Source organism: Candidatus Enterococcus willemsii (assembly GCF_009933335.1).
Lineage (GTDB): Bacteria > Bacillota > Bacilli > Lactobacillales > Enterococcaceae > Enterococcus_F > Enterococcus_F willemsii.
Genome location: NZ_MAEL01000010.1, coordinates 37,732 through 63,381, shown reverse-complemented (window position 1 = coordinate 63,381; position 25,650 = coordinate 37,732). Strand labels below are relative to the sequence as shown.

Genomic DNA, 25,650 nt, shown 5'->3' with positions numbered 1-25,650 from the left:
TTAGTGATTGATTTTTTTAATAATTAAATTACTGATTGCTTGACTGATAAACACAAGAACCAAAATAATTAACATTGCCACCCAAGTAACATCTGTTTGGAAGCGATTATAGCCTCGAGTAACTGCCAAACTTCCTAGACCACCGGCTCCAACGGCTCCAGCCATTGCTGTCAATCCGATAATATTAATAATTGTCAATGCTGATACACGAACAATTCCTGGTAATCCTTCCAATAAGTACACACGGAAGATAATTCCAATTGGGCTAGAACCCATGGCTTCGGCTGCTTCAATCACTCCTGGATCCACTTCTAACAATGCAATCTCGATTTGTCGGGCAAAGAAAGGCACCACACCTACAATCAATGGTACTAAAGCTGCTGTTGCACCAATTGACGTTCCGACAAGTAGACGCGTTACACCTACTAATAAAGAAAGTAAAATAATGAATGGTATCGAGCGAACAATATTAACAATTTTATCTAATACGCTAAAAATGAAACGATTCTCTAACAAGCCACCTTCTCGTGTCACGACTAAGACGATACCAAAGAATACACCTAGAATACCGGCAATGATTGAAGTAGCAAAAGACATATAAAGTGTTTCAATCGTTGCTTGGATAAATTCATCCGGAGTTTCTACTACATTGGGTAAATATTTTTCTAATAGTTCTTGCATCTTATCGTCCTCCTACTTGTGTGTCTTCTGCTTTTTTCAAGATATTGACATACACACCTTGAGCGATTAAATAATCGAACGCTTTGTAGCGTTGTTCTAAGTTTCCAGCTAAGGTAACAACTAAACTCCCTAATGGGACATCTTGAATAATTTCAACATTTCCATAAAGGATATTAGTTGTTAATTGAAATTCGCGATACAACTGCGCAATTAGCGGTTCACTAGTTGAATCTCCGACATAAGACAATTCCACCAACCACTCATCTTCTTCCAAATGAGAAAAACTCTCGCTACCTAAGATTGTTTCTAAGGCTTGGTCAATATGCGTTGCAGTACGAATAAAATCTTTTGTTAATGGTTTTTCTGGTTTACTAAAGATTTGAACACTGTCACCTTGTTCGATGACTTCGCCATTTTCCATGACTGCTACTTTATTACAAATTTCTTTGACTACTTGCATTTCATGTGTAATTAGGACAATTGTTAAGCCTAATTTTTTATTTAATTCACGCAATAAAGCTAGAATCTGTAAGGTTGTTTTAGGGTCTAAGGCACTTGTTGCTTCATCGCAAAGTAAGATTTCCGGATCATTTGCTAGGGCACGTGCAATGGCTACTCGTTGTTTTTGTCCACCAGAGAGTTGGTTTGGATACGAATCAATTTTATCGGACAAACCAACTAGCTCTAGTAATTCCGTTACTTTTTCGCGACGTTCCTGTTTTGATTTCCCTTGATATTTCAATGAGAATTCTACGTTTTGAAAAATGGAACGGTTTTTCATTAAATTAAAGTGTTGGAAGATCATTCCAATAGATTTACGTTTCGCACGTAATTGCTTCGGTTTTAATCCAGTATATTCGACATTGTTAATTTCCACAGAACCTTCTGTTGGGCGTTGTAGTAAGTTAATAACCCGCACGAGCGTACTTTTACCTGCTCCTGAATAACCAACGATGCCATAGACATCTCCTTTGTCGACTGATAAATTTACATTTTTTACTGCATGAATTTCGCGATTTCCTTGTTTAAATGTGACAGAAATATCTTTTAATTCAATCATCTTTTTATCCTCCTAATTCTCCCTTGAAGCATCACCTTATCAAAAAAGGCATCCTCAAGAAAACAACATGACTGTTTATTTTCTTGAGGACGCCTTTTTGCGTGATACCACCTCAGTTTAAGCTGATTTTTCAGCTCCTCTGTGAGTATAACTATACTCGAGCAAGGTATCGATTGCAACTCGTTATTCTCTTACATGACTGCTTGAAAATAAATACTCCATGGCCATTTTCAAAAAGTGTTCCCTTGCTTCTTCTCAGCTACCGAAGCTCTCTTAAAAGGTTCTGCTTAATTACTTACCACTTCATTGTATGAATTATAAAAAAAAGTCCTTTTACTAGACTTATCTAGTAAAAGGACGACTATATCGTGTTACCACCTTTGTTCGGAAGTTTCCTTCCCTCTGCCCAACGTTTCTTCTAAATAGAAAGATTGGCGTTCCTTTTAACGGTAGAACATTCCGAGCTTGCCTACATATCGACAGGCTTTCCTCCAAGGCCATTTTCAACTTATCTGAACTTAACTCTTCTCACCAACCAGAGTCTCTCTTAAAAGCATCCAAGTTTACTTTCCTCATCAACAGAATTATATATTTGCTTGTTGTGATTAATTTACATGATGTAAGAAAAAATGTCAATCCTATTTTCTTATTTTTTTCAAACAAGTTCTTTAGCAGCCAGTGCCAAGGAATCGACAGATGTTGTGACAGCTTCAAAAGTCATTCCAAGTTGATTGATTGTTTGACCTATAATATGCACTTCTTCGCCCACTAAACTATTTTTTTGCTGTTGTTGCTCCATTGCCTCCAAAATTTGAACAAATCGATTAGCTGTAGTCGAAAGACTTTGTTCACCAGCAGCCACTGCTTGTTGAATGCGTTTCATAGATTGTAGCACTTTTTCTGTTTGTGTATTTGAATTTTTTAGGAGACCAGTAATATTCTTCGTTGACTGCTTGGTTTGTTCAGATAGATTTTGTACTTCTCCGGCTACCACACTAAATCCTTTCCCCACTTCACCGGCTCGCGCTGCTTCAATCGCAGCATTGAGTGACAAGAGATTCGTTTGGTTCGCAATACTCGTCACCATAGCGATAATCGATTCCATCTCTTTCGAAATGCTTGCCAATTTGCTAACGTCTTGGGAAATATCATTGACGGACTGAATTATCTGTTCCATTTGCTGCAACGATTCTTTAATTTGAACATTCCCATCATTGGCTCGATCCTTAGCCTTGTCAGAGATTTGCAGCGCTTCTTCTGCATACGTCACAACTTCAGCTGATTGATTATGCAATTGATTAACAGCAGCAGTTGTCTGGTCTGACACTGAGACTAAGGTTTCTGTCGCTTCGACAATTTGTTGGCTAACATATTGTTTTTGCTGTTCATTTTTAGTATTTGCTTGGTCAATCACTTTCTCGAATTCTTCTAACACTATTTGTTGTTCAAAATTTAGAATTTTTGAAATCGCGCGTAGTGTATCGAATTGATCTTGAGGATGCGCGACTTCTTTTTCAACAATCTCAAGCATTTTTAGAAATAAACTCTGAAAGGCACCAATATAATATTTGGTTGGCAAACCAATCCGCACATGAACTTGCGCAATTCGTTGACGTGCTAAAAAGTATTGCTTATCAATTTGCCCGCTAAACATTTCTTCAATATGTTTTGTTAATGTCTTTTTTAATCGGGCAACTGAACTGTGATCGTCAATAATTTTCATCAAACTAGATTCCATCCCAATAGATTGGTAAAAATAATCGACGATAGCCTCAATATTGTCACTTACATGAATTTGGAACGCTTTCAATAGTTTCAAATCTTTTTCCGACATCTCCAACATATGTAACTGTTTTGATACATTAGAATACTGCCCTACTTCCATCGTCACATCTATTTTATTAAGGGCTAACTTTTCTTTCTCCTCTTTTTTGCGCAAGAACATTTTTGCACCTACTCCCAACATTTTGTTCATTTTATAAAAAAATTTTACCATAAATATGAACATATTTAACAGTATGTTTTACAAATATATTTCCCCTTATCAAAAAAGCAGAAACGAAAAACCGTTTCTGCTTCTATTTAACGATCTTTATAGAGTATCCCTTGACTTGTAAGGGCTGATTTTATCTGTTCCAATACGTCCTCTTCCTCATATCGAATAGTGTGTAAATGAATACCATTCGTTAATTGCGACAACAAACCAGCCGTTGAGCGTTCATAATTTTTCATAAATTCATCCACATCTTGTTGATTTTTAATATGCAAACCACCGACTAATTCACCATAAATTTCATGCTCTACAATAACATCAACCACTTCACCTCCAAGGGAAGTGATAATTTCTAATTCTTCTCGCGTTTGTTCTTCGGTATGTTGGACAGCAATTTTACTGGTTTTTTGGTTCTCAGGAAATTCGTGCTTATATCCACGTGCCGTCGCTATAATTTCTTCACCCGCTGCGCGTAATAGCGCAATATCACCAACAATAATTTGGCGACTGACACCGAATTCTTTGGCAAAACGACTGGCACTAATTGGTTTGGTTGTTTGGGCTAGTTGTTCGATAATTTTCTGACGACGTACATTTCCATCCATGTTATTCCTCCAGTTGACGATTTTGATACGCACGAGAATGTTTCATCACGTCTTTAAATGTTTCGACAATCGTATCTGCATATTGTTCATTTTGAACTATTTGACGAATATTAGCTAATACGACTTCTTCACGATTGGTATCTAGGACAGTCGTATTGGTTGCTTTTTTGATACGTGCAATTTCGGCGACCACGTCCATCCGTTCTTCTAATAACTTCGCAATTTTTTTATCTAAAGCATCTACTTTTTCACGTTGTGCTTCTAATGTATTTTCTTTTGGCTCTAATTCAATCTCTTTCACAATACGCGCGGGATTTCCAGCAATAACCACATTGTCTGGAAATGACTTGGTCACCACACTACCTGCGCCAACCACAACATTATTGCCTAATGTGACTCCAGGAATGATCACTGAACTCCCGCCTAACCACACATTATCACCAATTGTTACTGGTGAACCATCCTCTAATCCACTGTTGCGTTTGACAGGATGTAATGGATGAGAAGCGGTATAAATTTGAACATTCGGTGCCAACATGCAATTATCACCAAATGTAATCGGGCAAACATCAAGTAACACACAATCGTAATTTGCGTAAAAGTTTTTTCCCACTGAAATATTATATCCATAATCAAAGCGCAGATTTGGTTCTACATACGCATGATTTTCAACGTGACCAAACGTTTCTTTCAGCAATTGACCACGAATAACTTTATCTTCTGTTTCATTAATTAGTCGCATTTGTTCTCGTGCATATTTGCGGTCCGCTACCAGTTCAGGATCCGCAGAAAAATATAATTCACCAGCAATCATCTTTTCTTTTTCACTACGCGTCATTTAGACTCCTCCTACATTTCAAATAAATATGTTGCATTTTCTTGTAATAACTCATATGAACAAGGTAAAGAAATATCAGTCTGATTGACCACTAAAATCTCCGCCTTTGGGTTACGGTAATGAATCAAATCGCAGAACGGATGAACTTGAAAAGTCGTGCCAACAATAACCAATAAATCCGCTTCAGCAACAGCTGCGATTGCTTGTTCGATGACTTGTTCCGTAAACCCCTCTTCATATAATACAATATCTGGACGCACTTGTCCGCCACAGTTTTTATGCTGCGATTGGGTCAGATATTCTTGCCAAGGGACTTTTTGTCCACATTTGCGACAGGTGCACTCGTATAATGTTCCATGAAAATTTGTACAATGATGACTGCCTGCTTTTTCATGTAGGCCGTCAATATTTTGGGTCACAATTTTCGCCTGTCCATTTTTCGTCAACTGTGCCATCTTTTGATGAATCACATTTGGCTTTGCTTGTGGATGATAGATTTTCTGCACAAAGTCGTAAAACTTTTCAGGTTCTTCTTGCATACACGTTGCACTTAATAGGTATTCAGGCTGCCCTTGATAAATGCCATTTAATGAGCGGTAATCTGGCACACCCGACGGAGTAGAAATTCCGGCACCCGTTAAAAAAGTAATGGCCTTCGCTTTTTGCAATTTTTGGTAGGCTTCTTCTCGTGAACAAATCATCATTTTATCACCTCAACTCTATTATACGTGCTAAAAGTATTTTATGATACGAAAAATAATTTTAGATTTTTTTCACAAATTATCGCAATATTTACGATTTTTCCATGACACATTTTTAAAAACGTGGTAAAATAGTTAGTGATTGAACAAAGTGAGGTGAAAATAAAAATGTTAGCTTCTATTATTTATTGGGGTATTATTTTTGTATGTATTGCGTGGGGTTTACTAAGCATTTGGTTCTCTATCTTCTACCTATCTCGCAAAGAAAATGGCAACCTTTGGGCATTTGCATTCTTTAATGTCATTGCAGCAATCGTTCTTGCTATTTCATTAGTGATTTATCGTACATGGGGCTTTGGTGTGACACAATATTCAAGCTTAATTTATCTTGTTTTAGCTATTTTGTTAGGTTTAACCATCATCCAAGCAATTCTTGGACGTGAACCAAAAGCCAAAACTGCATGATTTAGTAAATTAGTTGACAAACAACAACTTTTCTTCTAAAATCGTGAAGGATTAAATTGAATACGAGATACCTTCACCGGTAGAGGTCGCGAGGTTCATTAACACTGTGGAGTGAAGCAACACGTTGAAACAGGACTAGGGAACATCGCCGAAACAAATCTTCATTGCTTAAAAGATTTGTTGGGTCGTAAGTGAATAACTTGCGGACTGTCTTAGCAACTAGCTAAGGTGCGCTATGTTTTGTGAGAAGTTTGTTGACAACGATTGAATGTCTACAGCCGTTTTCCAATCATGGAGTACGGCTGTTTTTTGTTGGTTTTTCTCGTAGAAAGAAAGAGGTTATAAAATGAAAAAAAAATCATTCACACTTTTATTTGTAATGATTATTTCCCTATTTGTTAGCGTGCCTAGTTTGGCAGATGAAAAAAATGCTAACTCAGATACTTTCCGCGTTGGGATGGAAGCAGCCTATGCACCTTTTAACTGGACACAAACTACTGATGCCAACGGTGCAGTCCCAAAAAGTGGTGAGAAAAATACTTATGTTGGTGGTTACGATGTCGAAATGGCAAAACGTATCGCTGACGGATTAGGCAAAGAATTAGAAGTTGTCGCGATTCAATGGGATGGGTTAGTTCCTGCTTTACAATCAGGTAAAATCGATGCCATCATCGCTGGGATGTCTCCCACAGAAGAACGTCGTAAAGAAATTGATTTTACCGATTCCTATTACGAATCTCACTTAGTTATTGTAACCCAAAAAGATGGTCCCTATGCCAATGCAAAAACACTTGCTGATTTTGAAGGGGCAAAAATCACAGCACAATTAAACACGTTCCATTATAGTGTAATTGATCAAATTCCAGGGGTCGAAAAACAACAAGCACAACAAAACTTTTCAGCAATGCGCGTCGCATTAAGCTCTGGCGTAATTGACGGGTATGTCAGCGAACGTCCAGAAGGTGTCACTGCATCAAATGTAAACAAGAATTTAACCATGGTTGAATTCTCTGAAGCTGACGGTTTCCAAACGAATCCCGAAGACGTTCAAGTTGCCGTGGGATTACGTAAAAACGATCCAGCTTTTAACAAAATTAATGAGATTTTAGCAGGTATTCCTCAAGAAGAACGCAACAAAATTATGGATACAGCGGTTGAAAACCAACCTTCTGCTTCTGATGAAGAGAATGTCGGTTTAGTCCAAACATTCAAACAAATTATTCAACAATACGGTAATTTATTCTTGCGTGGTGCGGGCATTACATTATTTATCGCTATCTTTTCAACAATTGCCGGGACATTAATCGGTTTACTCGTTGGCGTCTTCCGGACCTTACCAATGTCAGAAAATCCAGTTGCACGTTTCTTCCAAAAAGTAGTCAACGGTTTATTAACACTCTATATTGAAGTTTTCCGTGGCACTCCTATGATGGTACAAGCAATGGTTATTTTCTACGGATTAGCCTTAGCATTCCAAATCGACTTAAACCGAACTGTAGCTGCGTTGATTATTGTTTCGATTAATACAGGTGCTTACATGTCGGAAATTGTTCGTGGTGGGATTTTTGCTGTCGATAAAGGACAATTTGAAGCAGCTCAAGCGATTGGAATGACACATAGTCAAACCATGATTAAAGTTGTCTTGCCACAAGTTGTACGCAATATTTTACCTGCTATCGGAAATGAGACAGTTATTAATATTAAAGATACGGCCGTGTTGAGTGTCATCAGTGTTGGTGACCTATTCTTCCAAGGATCGGCTGCTGCTGGAACGAACCTATTATTCTTCCAAACATTTACAATTATTGGTGCCATTTATCTAGTCTTGACGATTACAGCAACTCGCCTATTACGTCTCATGGAGAAAAAAATCGATGGTCCCACGGCATATGTCCAAATAGATGAAACATCAGAAGGTCAAGAATAAGGAGGAACAACTATGTCATCAATCATCGAAATTAGTCATTTGAAAAAAAGTTTTGGCTCGAATGAAGTCTTAAAAGACATTAATGCGACGGTCAATAAAGGTGAAGTGCTAACGATTATCGGTTCTTCTGGTTCAGGAAAATCAACGTTACTTCGCTGTATCAACTTATTAGAAAAACCAACCAGTGGTGCGATTTTATACAAAGGTGAAAATGTCTTAGAAAAGGGCTACAACTTGCCAAAATACCGTACACATTTAGGAATGGTTTTTCAATCATTTAACCTATTTAACAATATGAATGTGCTAGAAAATTGCCTATCTGGACAATTAACCGTCTTAAAACGCAATCGTGAAGAAGCAAAACAAATTGCGATTGAAAACTTGAAAAAAGTCGGCATGGATCGCTTCGTTTCAGCGAAACCTGCTCAATTATCAGGTGGACAAAAGCAACGTGTTGCGATTGCTCGTGCATTGTCAATGAATCCCGATGTCATGCTCTTTGATGAACCGACATCCGCACTTGATCCAGAAATGGTCGGGGAAGTATTAAAAACAATGAAAAATCTGGCGGAAACAGGCTTAACAATGGTTATTGTGACACATGAAATGGATTTTGCCAGAGAAGTTTCTGACCGTGTAATCTTCATGGATAAAGGTGTAATTGCTGAAGAAGGCACACCTGAAGATATTTTTGTTCATCCAAAAGAAACACGTACCAAAGAATTTTTACGTCGTGTCTTAAAATAAAACGTTTCGTCACGCTCATTTGAGGGTGGCGTTTTTTTGTTTCCTAAGGATTTACTGAAAAAAATCGGATAGGAATTGCTATTTTTTTCATAGTTTGATACGTTTGGTACAGCAATTTTTAGAAAGAGAGATTCATATGGAAAAAAAATTATCTGTTAAAGATTATCTGTACATTGGCTCCATGTTATTCGGACTATTTTTTGGTGCAGGAAATCTTATCTTCCCTGTGCATATGGGACAAGAAGCTGGCTCGGCTGTTTTTTGGGCAAATTTAGGTTTTTTAGTAACTGGAATTGGTTTACCATTTTTAGGTGTGATTGCGATTGGCACTTCGCAAAGCAATGGTTTGTTTGACCTTGCTTCAAAAATTAACAAACGTTATGCCTTTATTTTTACGATTTTACTTTATTTAGTGATTGGGCCATTTTTTGCTTTACCACGTTTGGCGACCACTTCTTTTGAAATTGGTTTAGCGCCATTTCTTCCCGAAACACAGCACACATTATTTCTAGCTATTTTTAGTTTATTATTCTTCTTTACTGCTTGGTGGTTTGCGCGTAAACCATCCAAATTATTAGATTATGTTGGCAAATTTTTAAATCCTTTGTTCTTAGTATTGCTAGGTATTTTGTTACTACTAGCATTTACTCGTCCAATGGGTGCGGTATCGACAGCTACTGTCCAACCAACGTATGCAACCAGTGCTTTCTTCAAAGGATTTGTTGAAGGCTACAATACCTTAGATGCCTTAGCTTCATTAGCCTTCGGTATTATCATTGTGACAACTATCCGCCATCGTGGGGTAACAAAACCTGCAACGATTGCCGTTGATACGATTAAATCAGGTGCGGTCAGTATTGTTTTAATGGGTATTATTTACAGCCTACTAGCATATATGGGAACAATGAGTATCGGTACCTTCCCACTCAGCGAAAATGGTGGGATTGCCTTAGCAGAAATCGCTAATCACTACTTGGGAACCATTGGTAGTATTGGTTTAGCACTTATTGTCATTGTTGCTTGTTTAAAAACTGGGATTGGCTTGATTTCCGCTTTTTCTGAAACATTTATTGAATTATTCCCTAAACGTTCGTATCTCTTTTTTGCAACACTTGTTAGTGGCATGGCTTGTCTTTTTGCCAATGTAGGTTTGACTAAAATTATTGAATTTTCATTCCCAGTCTTGATGTTTTTATATCCTTTGGCAATGACACTTATTCTATTGGCTATTATCGGTCCACTTTTCAAACATGATTCACGTGTTTATCAAGTCACTACTTATTTCACTTTAATTGCCTCAATTATTGATGGCTTAAAAGCAAGTCCAGCTTTTCTTTCGGAAACAGGTTTTGCTCAAAGCCTCATTCACTTAGGAGAAAAATTCCTGCCCTTCTTTTCAATTGGGATGGGATGGGTGTTACCTGCATGTATCGGATTTATCATTGGCATGCTTTGGCATTTTTTACGTCCAAAATCAAATTAACTTTTCTGGTTGGTTCCTATTTAGGAACCAACTTTTTTTATTAATGGCTATTATTTGACAATAAAAAACGATACGCGTAAACTAAAAATAGATAATAATTACATTTGTAAACAAAGGAGGATTTTCGATGAATAAACAGACAGATCATGAACACATGCACCATCACGAAGAACACAAAATGTCTCAGCACGACATGCATAACCATCACAATGAAATGGATCATTCAATGCATCAACACGACATGGGTGGCATGGATCACTCGATGCATATGGGAAATTTCAAGCAAAAATTTTGGTTGTCACTCATTTTAGCCATTCCAATTATTCTGCTTTCTCCAATGATGGGCATGGAATTGCCGTTTCAATTTACATTCGTTGGTTCAGATTGGGTCGTTCTTGTTTTAGCCACCATTCTCTTTTTCTATGGTGGGCAACCATTTTTAAGTGGTGCTAAAATGGAACTAAAACAAAAAAATCCCGCTATGATGACGTTGATTGCCATGGGGATTTCCGTTTCTTATGTATACAGTGTATATTCTTTTATTGCGAATCAGTTCTTGCATCAACATGTTATGGATTTCTTCTGGGAATTAGCGACTTTAATTGTCATTATGTTACTAGGTCACTGGATTGAGATGAATGCTATTTCAAATGCGAGTGATGCCTTGCAGAAATTAGCCGAACTTTTACCCGATGAAGTCACACGCATCCATTCTGACGGACGCGAAGAAACCCTTCCTTTACAAGAGATCCATGCAGGAGACCGTTTACGCGTACGTGCTGGCGATAAAATGCCAACTGACGGGATTATTGAGCAAGGTTCGTCCATTATCGACGAGTCCGCTGTTACTGGTGAGTCCCGTGGTGTCAAAAAAGAAGTAGGTGACACAGTCATCGGTGGTTCTGTCAATGGTGATGGGACCTTACAAATTAAAGTAACTGGTACAGGCGAAAGTGGTTATTTAGCCAAAGTCATGGAGATGGTGCGTAAAGCACAAAGCGAAAAATCTCGCTTGGAAGCCTTATCTGATAAAGTCGCTAAATGGCTTTTCTATATTGCCTTAATCGCTGGACTTATTACCTTCTCTGTATGGCTAATCGTTGATGACTTTCCAACTTCACTTGAACGCATGGTTACCGTCTTCATCATTGCTTGTCCACATGCTTTAGGTTTAGCCATTCCGTTAGTGGTTGCTCGCTCCACTTCGATTGCTGCTAAAAATGGCTTATTGTTAAAAAACCGTAATGCACTCGAAAATACTCATGACATTGATATGATTTTATTAGACAAAACAGGGACATTAACCCAAGGCACATTTTCTGTCACAGGTGTAGAGGTTATCGATAGTACCTATTCCAAAGAAGATGCTTTAAAATTCATCGGTGCCTTAGAAACTTCTGCCAATCATCCGATTGCCACAGGGATTATGAATTATCTCAAAGCCGAACAAATCACGCCTTACTCCTCAGAAAACACAAGTAACATCTCAGGGGTCGGTCTTGTTGGCACCGTCAATCATAAAACAGTTAAAATCGTAAACGAAAAAGAAGTCCGTCGTTTAGGAAAACCCATTGACACACAACTCATTCAATCCTATCAAGAACAAGGGAACACGATTAGTTACTTATTAATTGACGACCAATTAATTGCCTTAATTGCTTTGGGAGATCAGGTAAAACCGGAAGCAACTCAATTTATTGCCCAATTACAAGAACGAGGAATCGAACCTGTCATGTTGACTGGAGACAATGAGGAAGCCGCTAAAAATGTCGCAAATTATTTAGGTATGGCAAACTATTACGCTGGTTTACTGCCCGAAGATAAAGAACGAATCGTCAGCGAATGGCTTCAAAAAGGCAAACGTGTCATGATGGTGGGTGATGGCATTAACGATGCGCCAAGTTTAGCGAGAGCTACCATTGGTGTTGCCATTGGCGCTGGAACAGATGTCGCCATTGACTCTGCCGATGTCGTCTTAACAAACAGCAATCCTGAAGATATTCTTCGCTTCCTAGATTTATCCAAACAAACCCGAAAAAAAATGATTCAAAATCTTTGGTGGGGAGCAGGGTATAACATTGTCGCAATTCCATTAGCAGCTGGTATTTTAGCACCAATTGGTATCTTATTAAGCCCAGCAGTCGGCGCAATCTTAATGTCATTAAGTACGGTAATTGTAGCTTTAAATGCCCTCACATTAAAAATCACAAAATAACTTGTGAATAATAGAATCTTAATAACTTTAAAAGTTTTTCATCACAAAGTATTCACAATTTAGTTTTATAGTATATGTATACCAACAAACAACCCTAACTAACTTTTTTTCATTTTTAACTCCTTGCCTGCCAGCCACCCAACTGGCAGGCTCTTTTTTTGTTTTTTATTTTATTTAAGAAAATAAAAGATTTTTGTCACAAAGTATTCACATTTGAGCTTTATAGTATAAGCATACCAACAAAACAACCCTAACTAACACTTTTTCATTTTTAACTCCTTACCCTGCCCGTCAGCCCCTACTGACGGGTTCTTTTTGTTTTTTTATTTTTTATTTTTTTAAACAAAATGAAAGTTTTTCGTCACAAAGTATTCACATTTAAGCTTTATAGTATAAACATACCAACAAACAACCCTAACTAACACTTTTTCATTTTTAACTCCTTTGCCCGCTAGCCCCTACTAGCGGGCTATTTTTTAGTGAATTATATCAATGATTTCAGAAGGTGTAGTGTACAGTCATCGAATTCAATTACTTCTGTATTTTTTACTCGGTAGTGGTCCATCTGTTCGAAAGCTTTCTGATGAACCAGACATTGTAAACACATAATAACTGCACTGTGTGTAACGATAAGAACATCTTCTTGGTTCTGGTCTATTATTTCTTCAAGGACAGACATAACCCTTACCATTAATTGTTGGTAAGATTCTCCTTCAGGGGCAATTTGGTATCTTCGATTATGGAACCAGACGTTAAACTCAGATGCATAGTCTTCTTGTACTTCTTTCCATGTTAACCCTTCCCATAATCCTAAATTAATTTCTTGTAACCCTTCTTTTACTACTGTAGAAATTGCTAATTTATTAGAAATACTTTTCGCTGTTTGAATTGCTCTTTTTTGTGGACTAGAATATATTTTTGAAATAGTTAGTTGCTTTTTTTGTAGTTTATTCGCTAATTTTTTAGCTTGTAATATACCTTTTTTGGATAAGTCAACATCTTGACTACCTTGAATTCTATTGCTTTCATTCCATTCTGTATGACCATGCCTAACAAAATATAATTTCATAACTACTCCTTTCTTTATTAAATAAAAATACTGCACACATTAACCCATGTATCTAACAACAATCTACTTTCCTATACTAACCTTTAACGTCCTATTGTGATTTCTTCAAATCATCTTCCTCAATAAAAAAAGTGACTTCTCCAGTATTCAGATTAACTCTCGCTTTTACTTCAATATTTTCTTGCGCTAACAGACTGTGATTGATATGTAGTTTAAGTCGCATAGCACCATCCCCCATTTTTACACTCTAAGTAATTGTTCTAAATTCTCATTACATCTTTCTTCCTACTTTTAGGTGTATATGATTAGATACAAATGAACTCATCCTCATATCATACATCTTTTTAGTCCTTGACTCCAAGTCAGCATTTTCGCAATTTTTGGTTCATATCGTTGTTGATTCAGCTGTCTACGTTAATTATTAATAAATAGCACAATAGAAAAAATCCAAGTAACAAAGGATCTCTTGCCCTAGCACTCGGATTTTTCATATGGATGTCATACTCCTTGTTCGTTCTCACCTAAATTTCTTGATTAAAGATGAGTTCATCATCTGTCAAAGAGACAATTTTCAACCAGCGTTTTTGCTTTAGGTAGATACTTTTATAACGTTCACCAGAGTCATCACTAAATAATAACACGCGTTTATTTCGATTATCGGTAAGCGTTATGGAATCTAATTCCTCCAAAGGAAGATGTTCGGATAAATAAGTCGCTTCATCCATTCCTTGATCAACCACATTCTTATTCTCTGTCGATGGCTCTTGTTCGCCCATTTCTTCCTGAATTGTTGATGTTGCTTGTGTTTCTTGGTAAGAACTAGCTGAATGTTCTGACACACTCTCGGTACTGGGTGTTGACGCTTGGCATCCTGCTAAAAACAACGCCCCTACTAAAAACACGACTCGATAGTATTTCATGCATATCCCTCCCCATTCTCACCTTATCATAAAACAATCTTTTTCAAAATGATTTGGAATAAAAAAGGAGAACATGAGAATTATTTGCCTTGCAATATCTCTTGCAGCTGTTGCATATCTCGTATTGATAATTGCGAATCAATTAGTACGGATGGCTTTTCTTGAGGAAGTGTAAACCTTTCTGTAAAAACATACAATTCTGCCCTTTCTTTTGCCACAAATTCCAGTTCTACTTGACGATGAAATGCATATGTCAATTGTTGTTGTATTTGTTGTACATAATAAGTTGGTAATTGGGAAATCAAGCAAATCCTAATCGGCTTTAATAGCATTTTTTCTGGTACAAAAGGTAAACAAAATAAAAATAGTTGATGATAATCTACTTGTTCAGAGAATTCTGGAAAATTCGCCAGACATCTATCCCAAAACTGAGCCAAATGCGCAGCAAATTTCGGGTACAATGGTACCAATTCCGCAACATTTGTCGGTGAAAAAATAGCTGTGATGAGTTCCTGATTGGGTAGCCATTGTTTGAGTAGCTGTTTTTTATAAGCAAGTTGGTACACACGTTGCTGTTCTTCTAACGTCAATGGTCGAAAATCAGTTTCAAACATTGTTATCCACGGTTGAATCTCTTTTACTTTTTGTGGCTTGATTTGTAGAATACCATCTAATAAGTCTAGCATATCTAGCACCGTAAATGTAAACTGTTCTTCAATGGTTCCTTGAATTGTAATATCTGTTGTAGGCAGGTGTAGATTCTCTAATTCATCTGGTGCTTGCTCATGGATAAAGATCCATAAAGCCACTTTGTTGACGAGTGACTTGGTATTATTAATCGCATGTTGCTGCATGCTTTCTTGAGCTTGTTTGATATATTTAGTCATATCAATCCAAGAAATGTGGACAACTTGACGATGAACATAATATAAAAATAAAAAGAAGATAAGACGAATCATTGCTTCATCACCCGTGATTTTCACAGTATTTCCAATTGAAATAAATAATTCGTAAGGCATTAAAAAATCATTGATTTGTTTGATATCTCGACGTAGCTTTGAAAAACTAATTTGTTCTTTCTCACAAAAATCGTCTACTGAAAAACATCGCTCCAAAATTAAGCGACGATAAATTTGATAGGTAATTGTATCTGAATAAATTTGTTCAAACACTGCTTGAAAATTCGCATTTTTACGATGTAAAAAAACACCATCACGTTTATTTAGTTCCAAATATAAATTATCTTTGTCATATAACTGTTCAATTGTCTCTTGTAGTTCTTTGATGTACTTTAAAATTGTTTGCCTAGACCGAATTGGCAAAACATTTACGATATGTATACTGGTTGTGTACGTTTCTTGATTATCAAGAAATTGTAATAGTTCACGTTGCAAGAGAACTTTTTTAGGAAAACCAAACATTATTTCCCACCTCCGTCATAATTAAATACTAAAAAAAGAGCAAAACTTTTTTCCATTCTCTATTCTTCTGAATTTTTTTGAGTGAATAACTTTTCCAAAGGCACATCTAAGACATTGGCTACTAATAGTAATTCCTCAGGTCTAAAATGAACCTCCCCCTTCTCTCGACGATAATATTTTGTCTTATCGAGTATTCCCATAAGATTCACCATTTTTTGGAGAGAATACCCTTTCTCAAGTCTCATTGCTTTAATAATTACTAGATCAACAATATAGATAATAAACACCTCCATTTCAACTATAGAGAGCCTTTTCTTCCACTATATATTTCTATTTTAGAAACGTCAACCGCAATAATATACATTTTGTAAACATTTCGTATCTTTTTTCGCAACAATGATAAAATAGAATAACAATAGACATAGAAAGGAACGGATCCTTATGGCAACAACTCTCCCTCAAAAAATCATTGATTTACGTGAAAAAATGGATTGGTCTCAAACAGATCTTGCATTAAAAATGGGGTTCAGCAAATCTACTATGAACAAGATTGAATCAGGAGTTCGCAAAGTGACTGCAGACGAGTTGAAATCATTTGCACAGCTCTTTCATGTCTCTGCCGATTACTTATTAGGATTATCCGGTCTGCCTACCGATCCTTCTAAACATGAACAAATCGACCTTAGCCATTTGTTCCACTCAAACATGGAAATCTCTTACGAAGAAAAGACTCTGTCACATGCAGAAAAGCTTTTTATCGATGACGTAATTGGTGGCTATATTTGGAAATCTAGCCAATCAAAAAAATAAGCCCATTCACAGCGAGAAATCGCTGTTTTTTTATACACAAAAAACTAGTCAGACGTCTCAATAATAGGGTCTTCTGACTAGTTTCTTTTTATTCATTGTTAATGTTCAAGTGTATGATACATTCTATGAATAATCAGTATTTTTACAAGTTAGTCAACGTTTGGATAACGCTTTGTACATCGTCTCACGTTTAACAAAAGAGTCAGTCATTAATTCTCCAATCTCCAAATCATATGACATCTTACTTGTTTGATGAATTGCTTCAACTAACTGCGCTTCACCCACATACACGGTGCTATTTACTCTTTCAAATCTATTCTTTCCAAAAGTTCTTTTGACAAAGATACACCCACAGATTTCCCACTCGTGATAAGTTTTGTCTCTCTAATGATCATTGATCTACACTTCCTAAGATATACTTTATATTAAGAACCCTGTTAAAAAAAACAAATCGTTCCCTACTTTCGTAGCAACCGATTTGTTTTTTCTTCATTAGCTGCGCAACTCACTTAACTTCTCTTCAATCATTGTTAGTACGGTTTCTGCAGCATCTACGTCTTCGACAAAGTTTAAGGCATCACCATCAATTTGCATCTTAGGACTAGCATCGTATGCCTCAAACCACTCATCGTAGCGACGATTTAGCTCTTGATAATACTCATATAAACTAGGGTCATAACTAATTTGCTCAAACTCACGACCACGTTTCTCGATGCGTTCAAGCATCGTTTGAAAGGACACACGAATGTGAATCAATAAATCAGGGTGTTTTTTATGTGCAGCATAAGGAAGTTCTTCCAACATATTTGCCAATAATTCATCATAGACACGTACTTCAGTATCCGTTGCACGGCCTAAATCGGCATTCAAATGAAATAAAAGTGAATCTTCGTAAATTGAACGATCCAACACATTGTTTTCATTTTTCAAAGCTTGTTTGATACTTTCAAAACGTTTATTCAAAAAATAAATTTGCAATAAAAATGCGTACTTATTGGGATCTGCATAAAAAAGAGGCAACACTTCATTATCGTCTACTGATTCATAGAATGCTTGGCTATTTAAACGATCTGCTAATAAGGCGGTTAAACTAGATTTTCCCGCTCCAATGGTTCCTGCTAATACAATCACACTCATATCCTCCAACTCACTCATCACTAAATATTGTATTTTTAATCAACTAATAAACTGTAACGCACTACATATTGTAACGTCAAGTAAATTTACCAAGAGAATTCTTAGAAAAAATCTCAAACAAATTTATAAGATTTCAAGTTTTTCATTAGAATATGTCCCGAATACTTAACGAACGGACGATTATCTAGTAAAATAGCTAAAGGATTCTATCATTTGAGAGGGGCGTACCCCATGTTAACACTAGGAATGGGAAAAGCGACAGGAAAAATTATTTTGATGGGGGAACACGCCGTTGTTTACGGAGAACCTGCCATCGCCTTTCCATTTAGTTGCACCCAAGTTGTTGCAACGGTACAAGAAGCAACAGAAAATCAGTTGCATTCAATTTATCATGAAGGGCTTTTAAGTGAAGTCCCTACTGGCTTAACAAATATTCAACAATTAACTACTCGTTTGCAGCAAAAATTGCATACACCAAACTTTCAGTTATCTATCAAGAGTACTATCCCATCCGAACGTGGCATGGGGTCAAGTGCTGCGGTAGCTGTTGCAGTGACACGTGCTTTTTTTGCATGGCAAGAAACCATTTTGCCCAAACAAGTCTTATTAGACTATGTCAATTTTTCTGAAAACATTGCACACGGCAATCCAAGTGGAATTGATGCCGCAGCAACTAGCGGAAACCAACCAATTTATTTTGAACGCGACAAAGATTTTCAAACATTTCCATTAAATATTGATGCCTATTTATTAGTCGCTGATACAGGTATCATGGGACAAACACGTTCTGCAGTCCGTTCAGTTGCTGAACTTTTTGAAACCAGTCCTGATGCGACCAGCTTACACATCTATCAGTTAGGACAATTAGCCAAAGAAGCCAAAGAAGCAATTATCCACAACCAACCTGAACAACTCGGACAAGCAATGACCAAGGCACAAAAACATTTACAAGACTTAACTGTCAGTAATAAGGCACTTGATACCTTTATCCAGCTTGCGCTTGATGAAGGAGCTTTAGGTGCTAAATTAACTGGTGGCGGACGTGGCGGCTGCTTTTTAGTGCTGACACAAACCAAACAACAAGCGCAACATATCGCGCAAAAACTAAAAGTAGAGGGAGTCAAAGACACTTGGCTTCAAGGATTAGGAGTGTACCAACATGTATAAAGGAAAAGCCCGCGCATACACAAACATCGCTCTAATTAAATATTGGGGTAAAAAAGATGCGCAACTGATTCTACCAATGAATAACAGTCTGTCACTAACACTGGATGCATTCTACACAGAAACAAGCGTGACATTTTCGCCAGAGTACACCCAAGACACCTTTACATTAGATAATGACAAACAAGACGAGAAAGCTACCGCTAAAGTCAGTCGCTTTCTTGATTTAGCGCGTAAAAAAGCGGGGATTTCTTATTACGCCAATGTGGAAAGCCAAAATTTTGTCCCTACTGCTGCTGGTTTAGCTTCTTCTGCAAGTGGCTTAGCTGCACTAGCGAAGGCTTGTAATGATGCCTTGCAGTTAGGATTATCTGATAAAGAGTTATCACAACTCGCACGACGTGGCTCTGGCTCGGCTTGTCGGAGCATTTTTGGCGGCTTCGTGGAATGGGAAAAAGGTTACTCCGATGACACATCGTTTGCCCAAGTCATTCCTTCTGATGCGTGGGAAAATGAGCTAGCAATGATTTTTATTTTAATTAATGACCAGAAAAAAGACGTTTCCAGCCGAGATGGCATGCAACGCACCGTCGAAACGTCTTCTTTTTATGATGCTTGGTTAGATGCTGCAGCCACCGATCTTCAAACAGCCAAACAAGCAATTGCTAAGAAAGATTTCGCTGCGCTTGGTGAGGTAACCGAAGCCAACGGATTAAAAATGCATGCTACAACATTAGCCGCAACACCTCCTTTTACTTACTGGTCACCAGAAAGTTTACGAGCAATGAACTGTGTCCGTACGATTCGTCAAGCTGGTTTGCCTTGCTACTTTACAATGGATGCTGGTCCAAATGTCAAAGTCCTTTGCCAGAAAAAAGATGTGCCAGCAATTTTAGATAAATTAAAACAAGAGTTTAGTCCTGAACAGCTTACTTCTGCCTCTGCTGGCAAAGGAGCCGTATCTTTAGAAATGGAAGTGTCAAAATGATTGAAGTTGCTACCCCAGGAAAATTATATATTGCTGGTGAATACGCCGTTGTCGAACCCGGCCATCCAGCATTGATTGTTGCAGTCGACCAATTTATTACGGTAACGATTGAAAGTGCGGTACGTAACGGCAGTATTCAGTCACAACAATACAGTGATTTGCCGATTCGTTGGACACGACGAAATGGTGAGTTGGTTTTAGATCATCGTGAAAATCCCTTTCACTATATTTTAGCTGCCATTCGTTTAACTGAAAAATATGCTTTAGAAAAAGGAACGCTATTAGCTTTTTACGATTTAAAAGTGACAAGCGAATTGGATAATTCCAACGGTCGTAAATATGGCTTAGGTTCAAGTGGTGCCGTCACAGTTGCCACAGTCAAAGCCTTAAATTTATTTTATGACTTAAAAATGGATAAGTTGACGCAATTTAAAATTGCTGCGCTTGCCCATCTTGCGGTCCAAGGCAACGGTTCTTGTGGCGATATTGCCGCTAGTTGTTATGGTGGTTGGTTAGCATTTTCAACTTTTGATCATGACTGGGTCAAAGAAGCACAAAAAAAATGGACCTTGTCACATTTACTAGAAAGCGACTGGCCTAAATTAAACATCCAACCATTGGAGACACCCAAAAATTTACGCTTATTAATCGGCTGGACGGGTAGCCCGGCTTCAACGTCTGATTTAGTGGACCAAGTCAATCAATCCACTGAAAACGAAGCTGATAAACAAGAAGCTTACCAACAATTCTTAGCTGATAGCAAAGCTTGCGTAGAAGAATTAATTGAGGGTTTTCATAACAACAACGTAAACAAAATCAAACGAATGATTAGCAAAAATCGTCAATTGCTAGCTGAACTTTCTCACATTACAGGCGTCTCAATTGAAACACCTGCTTTAAAACAATTATGTGACTTAGCCGAAGCTTGTGGTGGCGCTGCAAAATCTTCTGGTGCTGGCGGTGGCGACTGTGGTATTGTGATCGCCGATCAAAAAACAGGTATTTTACCTTTAATGAGCAAATGGGAGCAAGCTGAAATTACACCTTTACCCTTACATGTCTATCACTACCGAGGAGGGACAAAATGAATCGAAAAGACGAGCATGTCTCACTAGCAAAAGCTTTTCATAAAACAAAATACAATGCCTTTGATGACGTCGCAGTTCTCCACCATTCATTTCCGAATACGCGAATTGACGATGTCTCAATTGAGACAAAATTATTTGACCAAACATTTAGTAGTCCTTTCTTTATTAATGCGATGACTGGTGGAAGTAAAAAAACCAAAGAATACAATCGCCAACTTGCTATTTTGGCGAAGGAAACAGATTTAATGATGGCAACCGGATCAGTTTCAGCAGCGCTTAAAGATGACTCCGTTGCAGATTCTTATCGCGTGATTCGACAAGAGTTTCCAACTGGTTGTTTTGTAGCCAATGTTGGTGCTGGAACCACGTTAGAAAATGCCAAAAGAGCTGTTGATTTATTTGACGCGAATGCGTTACAAATCCACCTAAATGCACCTCAAGAATTAGTCATGCCTGAAGGTGACCGTGATTTTAGCCATTGGTTAACAACGATTGAAGAGATTGCCCATCACCTCGACGTGCCGGTAATCGTCAAAGAAGTTGGCTTTGGAATGACGCGGGAGACGATTCAGCAATTACTATCGACAGGGGTAACGATTATCGATGTGGCAGGAAGCGGGGGAACTAGTTTCACCCAAATTGAAAATGCCCGTCGAAAAAAACGCGAATTTCGTTATTTAGATAATTTTGGAATTTCAAATGTTGCTTCGCTATTGGAAGCCAAAGAAGTACCTGTTCCCTTTGAACTAATCGCTTCTGGCGGGATTCGCAATGCTTATGACATCTTCAAATCACTTTGCTTTGGTGCACAGACAGTTGGTGTTGCAGGAACTATTTTAAACCACCTGCTAACACATGGCTTAGATGAGACGATTGCACTTGTCCAACAATGGCAAGCAGAATTAAAAACCCTTTATGCGATGTCTGGCGTAACAAAAACCGTTCAATTGAAGAAGTTACCCTTAATTTTAAGCGGAGAGCCAAAAGATTGGTGTGCGGCACGACATATCGACATTCAGAAATATGGAATGCGTAAATAAGAGTAAGAGAGCGGCCTCTCTTACTCTTATTTTTTACCAAACAATCGTTGAAAAAAACTGCTCTTTTCTATAGGTTTTTCAACCATTTGTTCACCTGTTTGTTTTAGTATCTGTTGAAATGCTCGGTTATCTTGAAGTAACAGGCCATTTAATTCCAATACTCCTTGCAAACTAGCTAGTGTCCGACGGAGCTCGCCACCTTTTTGATTAAAAAAGGTTTCTGTTTGCGAAATATCTTGAATAATTGCATGCAACAACTGATTTTGTTCTCCTAAGATAGCAGATAATTCTGCTGCATCCTTTGAATCAACTACTGGTTCGTCAACAAAATCTGTCACAATTGCCAGACTATCCGCATAATCTCGTAGATCAAAAATAAATTCTTGTGCTGTTTCCTGTTTCATTAAGGCTTGATTTGCAAGCAAACCTTCTTGTAAATGTATGAGAGATGCTTGCGAATTTGCTAGCTCTTGAACGTATTGGTTGATTGTCATTGCTTTTCCTCCTTGTTCTATCTATTTTTAGTCTACCGCACCTCTAGCATTCGTCAAGAAAAAAACTACTCCTGATTTCTCAAGAGTAGTTCATTTATTTGCTTAACCATTGTAAGCATCGATAATGATTTGTTTCAATTCAGAAATTAGTGGCTCTTTAGGGTTAGCTGTTGTACATTGATCTTCATACGCCAACTCAGCCATACGGTCAACGGTCGTATCCAAGATTTCTTGCGTAACGCCTTGTGCTTTCAAACTCATATCAATCCCTACTTTTTGACCTAATTCATAAACTGCAGTTGCTAATGCTTCAACCAATTCGGCAGTTGTCTCACCTTTTAGACCTAAGAATTTCGCAATGTCTGCGTAATCTGTGTCCGCACGGAAGTAGTCGTATTTAGGGAACATCGCATGTTTTTGTGGGTCTTTGGCATTGTAACGGATAATGTGTGGCAGTAGAATCGCATTGGTACGTCCGTGTGGAATACCATATTCTCCCCCAATTTTATGCGCAACAGAATGACAAATTCCTAAGAACGCATTGGCAAATGCCATACCAGCCATCGTTGACGCATTGTGCATTTTCTCGCGAGATTCCATGTCAGGAGTCAACGTTGATTTTTCTAAGTTTTCAAAAACCAGTTTAATTGCTTGTAAACTCAATCCCCGCGTGTAATCTGATGCCATCACTGAAACATATGATTCAATCGCATGCGTTAAGACATCCATCCCAGTATCTGCAGTCACAGAAGCGGGAACCGATAATACAAATTGTGGATCAATAATCGCTACATCTGGTGTTAATGCATAGTCAGCTAATGGGTATTTCACATGCGTGTCACTATCTGTGATAACCGCAAATGGTGTCACTTCTGAACCTGTCCCAGAAGTTGTTGGGATACATACAAATTGTGTTTTTTCTGGTTTAGCAATTTTGTACGTACGTTTGCGGATATCTAAGAATTTTTGTTTGGCACCAAAGAATGACGTATCTGGATTTTCATAAAACATCCACATGCCTTTCGCTGCATCCATTGCTGAGCCGCCGCCTAAAGCAATAATAGTATCTGGTTTGAATGCAGCCATCATCTCTGTTCCTTTGTAAACCGTATCTGTCGATGGGTTCGGTTCGACATCAGAGAATACTTCAATTTGGACCGCATTTTTACGACGTGCCAAGACATCTCGAACAATATCTGCATAACCAAACTGAACCATCCCTGGGTCACACACAATCATCACACGTTCTACATTTTCCATTTTTTCTAAATACAATAGAGAGTTCTTTTCAAAATAGATTTTTGATGGTAATTTAAACCATTGCATATTATTTCTCCGTTTCGCTAAAGTTTTGACGTTGATTAGGTTCACTGCTGATACGTTACGAGAAACGGAATTCTTACCGTAAGAACCGCAACCTAATGTCAATGATGGAATCATTTCATTATAAATATTACCAATTCCACCTTCTGCAGATGGCGTGTTGACTAAAATACGACATGCTTTCATGCGTAATCCAAAACGGACTTGTAACTCTTCATCCTCAGTATGAATAACTGCTGTATGTCCTAATCCACCAAGATTTAGCATTCCTTCGCATAAATCTAATCCATCTTCGGTATTTTTCGCTTTCACCATAGCTAGTACCGGTGACAATTTTTCACGAGAAAGTGGATAATCAGGGCCTACACCTTCCAATTCCGCAATTAATAGTTTCGTTCCTTCGGGTACTTTAATACCTGCTAACTCCGCAATTTCAATCGCTGAATGACCAACGATTGCTGGATTGACAGCATATTTTCCTTCATTCATTACCGCATCTTCTAATTGTTGTAACTCATTTGGTTTGACGATATAGGCTTGGTGCGCTTGGAATTCGGCTTTAACTGCTGCGTAAATTTCACGATCAACAATAACTGCTTGTTCTGATGCACAAATCATTCCGTTATCAAATGTTTTAGAGACAAATAAGTCATTCACTGCACGTTTGATTTTTGCTGTTTTTTCAATATATGCGGGCACATTTCCGGGACCTACGCCTAAGGCTGGTTTTCCTGTTGAGTACGCAGACTTAACCATGCCAGCACCACCTGTTGCTAAAACAATTGCAATTCCTGGATGATTCATTAATCCTTGGGTTGCTTCAATTGATGGATGTTCAATCCATTGTACACAGTTTTCAGGTGCACCAGCTGCAATCGCGGCATCACGTACCACACGTGCGGCTGCAACTGAACACTTTTGCGCACTTGGATGGAATGAAAAAACAATTGGGTTACGTGTTTTTAATGCAATCATCGCTTTAAAAATAGTGGTTGAGGTTGGATTGGTTGTTGGAACCACCCCACAAATCGCTCCCACCGGTTCAGCAATTTCAATAATGCCTTTTTGCTTATCTTCATTAATCACGCCAACTGTTTTATCATGTTTAATATTATTCCAAATGTATTCAGAGGCATACATATTCTTAATTGCTTTATCTTCATAAATTCCGCGACCAGTTTCTTCAACTGCCATTTTTGCTAGGGGCATATGTTGGTCTAAAGCTGCCATTGCCATTTCATGTACAATGTGATCGACTTTTTCTTGATCAAAGTTTTCCATTTCTTTTAATGCTACATTTGCTTTTGCTGCTAAATCATCAATCATCACTGATACATCAATTTTTCCAACTTCTTTTTCTACTGTCTTAGTCATGGTAATCCTCCTAGAATTTATCTACTTTTATTTGTTAACTTATTCACAATTACATCATACACGATTCATTTTTATTTGTAAACACTTTAAGTGAATTTATTCACAAT

At 37.8% G+C, this 25,650-nt stretch carries 25 protein-coding genes, 1 riboswitch and 2 other annotated features; of the genes, 10 read left to right on the top strand and 15 right to left on the bottom strand.

Going from position 1 to position 25,650, the window contains the following annotated elements; all coding sequences use genetic code 11:
* The 6 genes from BAU17_RS01495 to BAU17_RS01470 form a co-directional block, all read right to left on the bottom strand.
* The gene (locus tag BAU17_RS01495) at window positions 1-681 is read right to left on the bottom strand and encodes a methionine ABC transporter permease (protein WP_161901044.1); all 681 of its coding nucleotides are present in this window, start codon (window positions 679-681) and stop codon (window positions 1-3) included.
* Between the two features lies 1 nt (window position 682).
* Window positions 683-1,741, bottom strand: a complete 1,059-nt coding sequence (locus BAU17_RS01490) for a methionine ABC transporter ATP-binding protein (protein WP_161901043.1) — start codon at window positions 1,739-1,741, stop codon at window positions 683-685.
* Window positions 1,742-1,823: 82 nt separating this feature from the next.
* Window positions 1,824-2,057, bottom strand: a binding site (T-box leader).
* Between the two features lie 34 nt (window positions 2,058-2,091).
* Window positions 2,092-2,329, bottom strand: a binding site (T-box leader).
* 67 nt (window positions 2,330-2,396) lie between these two features.
* Window positions 2,397-3,686, bottom strand: coding sequence for a protoglobin domain-containing protein (locus BAU17_RS01485; RefSeq protein ID WP_161901042.1), 1,290 nt, complete (start codon window positions 3,684-3,686; stop codon window positions 2,397-2,399).
* Between the two features lie 137 nt (window positions 3,687-3,823).
* Entirely contained in the window at window positions 3,824-4,339 is a 516-nt protein-coding gene (locus BAU17_RS01480; RefSeq protein ID WP_161901041.1) for a transcription repressor NadR, read from the bottom strand.
* A gap of 1 nt (window position 4,340) precedes the next feature.
* On the bottom strand, window positions 4,341-5,177 hold the full coding sequence (locus tag BAU17_RS01475; protein WP_161901040.1) for a chorismate mutase: 837 nt from the start codon (window positions 5,175-5,177) through the stop codon (window positions 4,341-4,343).
* An 11-nt stretch (window positions 5,178-5,188) separates the two neighbouring features.
* Window positions 5,189-5,881, bottom strand: a complete 693-nt coding sequence (locus BAU17_RS01470; protein ID WP_161901039.1) for an NAD-dependent protein deacylase — start codon at window positions 5,879-5,881, stop codon at window positions 5,189-5,191.
* 165 nt (window positions 5,882-6,046) lie between these two features.
* Here BAU17_RS01470 and BAU17_RS01465 point away from each other — a divergent pair, with 165 nt between their 5' ends.
* From BAU17_RS01465 to BAU17_RS01445, 5 genes are all read left to right on the top strand, one after another.
* Window positions 6,047-6,343, top strand: coding sequence for a hypothetical protein (locus BAU17_RS01465; protein ID WP_161901038.1), 297 nt, complete (start codon window positions 6,047-6,049; stop codon window positions 6,341-6,343).
* A 72-nt stretch (window positions 6,344-6,415) separates the two neighbouring features.
* A riboswitch (Lysine riboswitch) is annotated at window positions 6,416-6,587 on the top strand.
* Window positions 6,588-6,689: 102 nt separating this feature from the next.
* On the top strand, window positions 6,690-8,270 hold the full coding sequence (locus BAU17_RS01460) for an ABC transporter permease subunit (protein ID WP_161901037.1): 1,581 nt from the start codon (window positions 6,690-6,692) through the stop codon (window positions 8,268-8,270).
* 12 nt (window positions 8,271-8,282) lie between these two features.
* Window positions 8,283-9,017 (top strand): amino acid ABC transporter ATP-binding protein, encoded by a 735-nt coding sequence (locus BAU17_RS01455; protein ID WP_161901036.1) that lies wholly within the window; start codon window positions 8,283-8,285, stop codon window positions 9,015-9,017.
* A 136-nt stretch (window positions 9,018-9,153) separates the two neighbouring features.
* A complete protein-coding gene (gene brnQ / locus BAU17_RS01450; RefSeq protein WP_161901035.1) occupies window positions 9,154-10,500 on the top strand; it encodes a branched-chain amino acid transport system II carrier protein in 1,347 nt (448 codons plus the stop codon).
* A 127-nt stretch (window positions 10,501-10,627) separates the two neighbouring features.
* Entirely contained in the window at window positions 10,628-12,715 is a 2,088-nt protein-coding gene (locus BAU17_RS01445; protein ID WP_161901034.1) for a heavy metal translocating P-type ATPase, read from the top strand.
* Window positions 12,716-13,199: 484 nt separating this feature from the next.
* Here BAU17_RS01445 and BAU17_RS01440 read toward each other — a convergent pair whose 3' ends face one another.
* The 5 genes from BAU17_RS01440 to BAU17_RS14150 all read right to left on the bottom strand — a co-directional run bounded on the left by BAU17_RS01440 (window position 13,200) and on the right by BAU17_RS14150 (window position 16,370).
* Window positions 13,200-13,784 (bottom strand): histidine phosphatase family protein, encoded by a 585-nt coding sequence (locus tag BAU17_RS01440; RefSeq protein WP_161901033.1) that lies wholly within the window; start codon window positions 13,782-13,784, stop codon window positions 13,200-13,202.
* 91 nt (window positions 13,785-13,875) lie between these two features.
* Window positions 13,876-14,007, bottom strand: coding sequence for a Clp protease (locus tag BAU17_RS01435; protein ID WP_161901032.1), 132 nt, complete (start codon window positions 14,005-14,007; stop codon window positions 13,876-13,878).
* Window positions 14,008-14,305: 298 nt separating this feature from the next.
* The gene (locus tag BAU17_RS01430) at window positions 14,306-14,704 is read right to left on the bottom strand and encodes a hypothetical protein (protein ID WP_161901031.1); all 399 of its coding nucleotides are present in this window, start codon (window positions 14,702-14,704) and stop codon (window positions 14,306-14,308) included.
* 80 nt (window positions 14,705-14,784) lie between these two features.
* Window positions 14,785-16,125, bottom strand: coding sequence for a helix-turn-helix domain-containing protein (locus tag BAU17_RS01425; RefSeq protein WP_161901030.1), 1,341 nt, complete (start codon window positions 16,123-16,125; stop codon window positions 14,785-14,787).
* A 59-nt stretch (window positions 16,126-16,184) separates the two neighbouring features.
* Window positions 16,185-16,370 (bottom strand): helix-turn-helix domain-containing protein, encoded by a 186-nt coding sequence (locus BAU17_RS14150; RefSeq protein ID WP_267913773.1) that lies wholly within the window; start codon window positions 16,368-16,370, stop codon window positions 16,185-16,187.
* A 196-nt stretch (window positions 16,371-16,566) separates the two neighbouring features.
* On the opposite strand from BAU17_RS14150, the gene BAU17_RS01415 reads away from it, so the two are divergent.
* The gene (locus tag BAU17_RS01415; protein ID WP_161901028.1) at window positions 16,567-16,935 is read left to right on the top strand and encodes a helix-turn-helix domain-containing protein; all 369 of its coding nucleotides are present in this window, start codon (window positions 16,567-16,569) and stop codon (window positions 16,933-16,935) included.
* Between the two features lie 153 nt (window positions 16,936-17,088).
* Here BAU17_RS01415 and BAU17_RS01410 read toward each other — a convergent pair whose 3' ends face one another.
* Both BAU17_RS01410 and BAU17_RS01405 read right to left on the bottom strand, forming a co-directional pair.
* Complete coding sequence (locus tag BAU17_RS01410; protein WP_161901027.1) at window positions 17,089-17,226, bottom strand: hypothetical protein; 138 nt, start codon at window positions 17,224-17,226, stop codon at window positions 17,089-17,091.
* A 201-nt stretch (window positions 17,227-17,427) separates the two neighbouring features.
* Window positions 17,428-18,072, bottom strand: a complete 645-nt coding sequence (locus BAU17_RS01405; protein ID WP_202622253.1) for a deoxynucleoside kinase — start codon at window positions 18,070-18,072, stop codon at window positions 17,428-17,430.
* 231 nt (window positions 18,073-18,303) lie between these two features.
* On the opposite strand from BAU17_RS01405, the gene mvk reads away from it, so the two are divergent.
* From mvk to fni, 4 genes are read left to right on the top strand one after another with little or no spacing between them, the layout of a single operon-like run.
* Complete coding sequence (gene mvk / locus BAU17_RS01400) at window positions 18,304-19,239, top strand: mevalonate kinase (RefSeq protein ID WP_161901025.1); 936 nt, start codon at window positions 18,304-18,306, stop codon at window positions 19,237-19,239.
* Window positions 19,232-20,224, top strand: a complete 993-nt coding sequence (gene mvaD, locus BAU17_RS01395) for a diphosphomevalonate decarboxylase (RefSeq protein ID WP_161901024.1) — start codon at window positions 19,232-19,234, stop codon at window positions 20,222-20,224. The genes mvk and mvaD overlap by 8 nt, the downstream gene beginning before the upstream one ends.
* The gene (locus BAU17_RS01390) at window positions 20,221-21,312 is read left to right on the top strand and encodes a phosphomevalonate kinase (protein WP_161901023.1); all 1,092 of its coding nucleotides are present in this window, start codon (window positions 20,221-20,223) and stop codon (window positions 21,310-21,312) included. Before mvaD ends, BAU17_RS01390 begins: the two co-directional genes overlap by 4 nt.
* Window positions 21,309-22,352, top strand: a complete 1,044-nt coding sequence (fni, locus tag BAU17_RS01385; RefSeq protein ID WP_161901022.1) for a type 2 isopentenyl-diphosphate Delta-isomerase — start codon at window positions 21,309-21,311, stop codon at window positions 22,350-22,352. The genes BAU17_RS01390 and fni overlap by 4 nt, the downstream gene beginning before the upstream one ends.
* Before the next feature lie 26 nt (window positions 22,353-22,378).
* Here fni and BAU17_RS01380 read toward each other — a convergent pair whose 3' ends face one another.
* The gene (locus BAU17_RS01380; RefSeq protein ID WP_161901021.1) at window positions 22,379-22,846 is read right to left on the bottom strand and encodes a hypothetical protein; all 468 of its coding nucleotides are present in this window, start codon (window positions 22,844-22,846) and stop codon (window positions 22,379-22,381) included.
* 102 nt (window positions 22,847-22,948) lie between these two features.
* Window positions 22,949-25,543, bottom strand: coding sequence for a bifunctional acetaldehyde-CoA/alcohol dehydrogenase (gene adhE, locus BAU17_RS01375; protein ID WP_161901020.1), 2,595 nt, complete (start codon window positions 25,541-25,543; stop codon window positions 22,949-22,951).
* Between the last annotated feature and the right edge of the window lie 107 nt (window positions 25,544-25,650).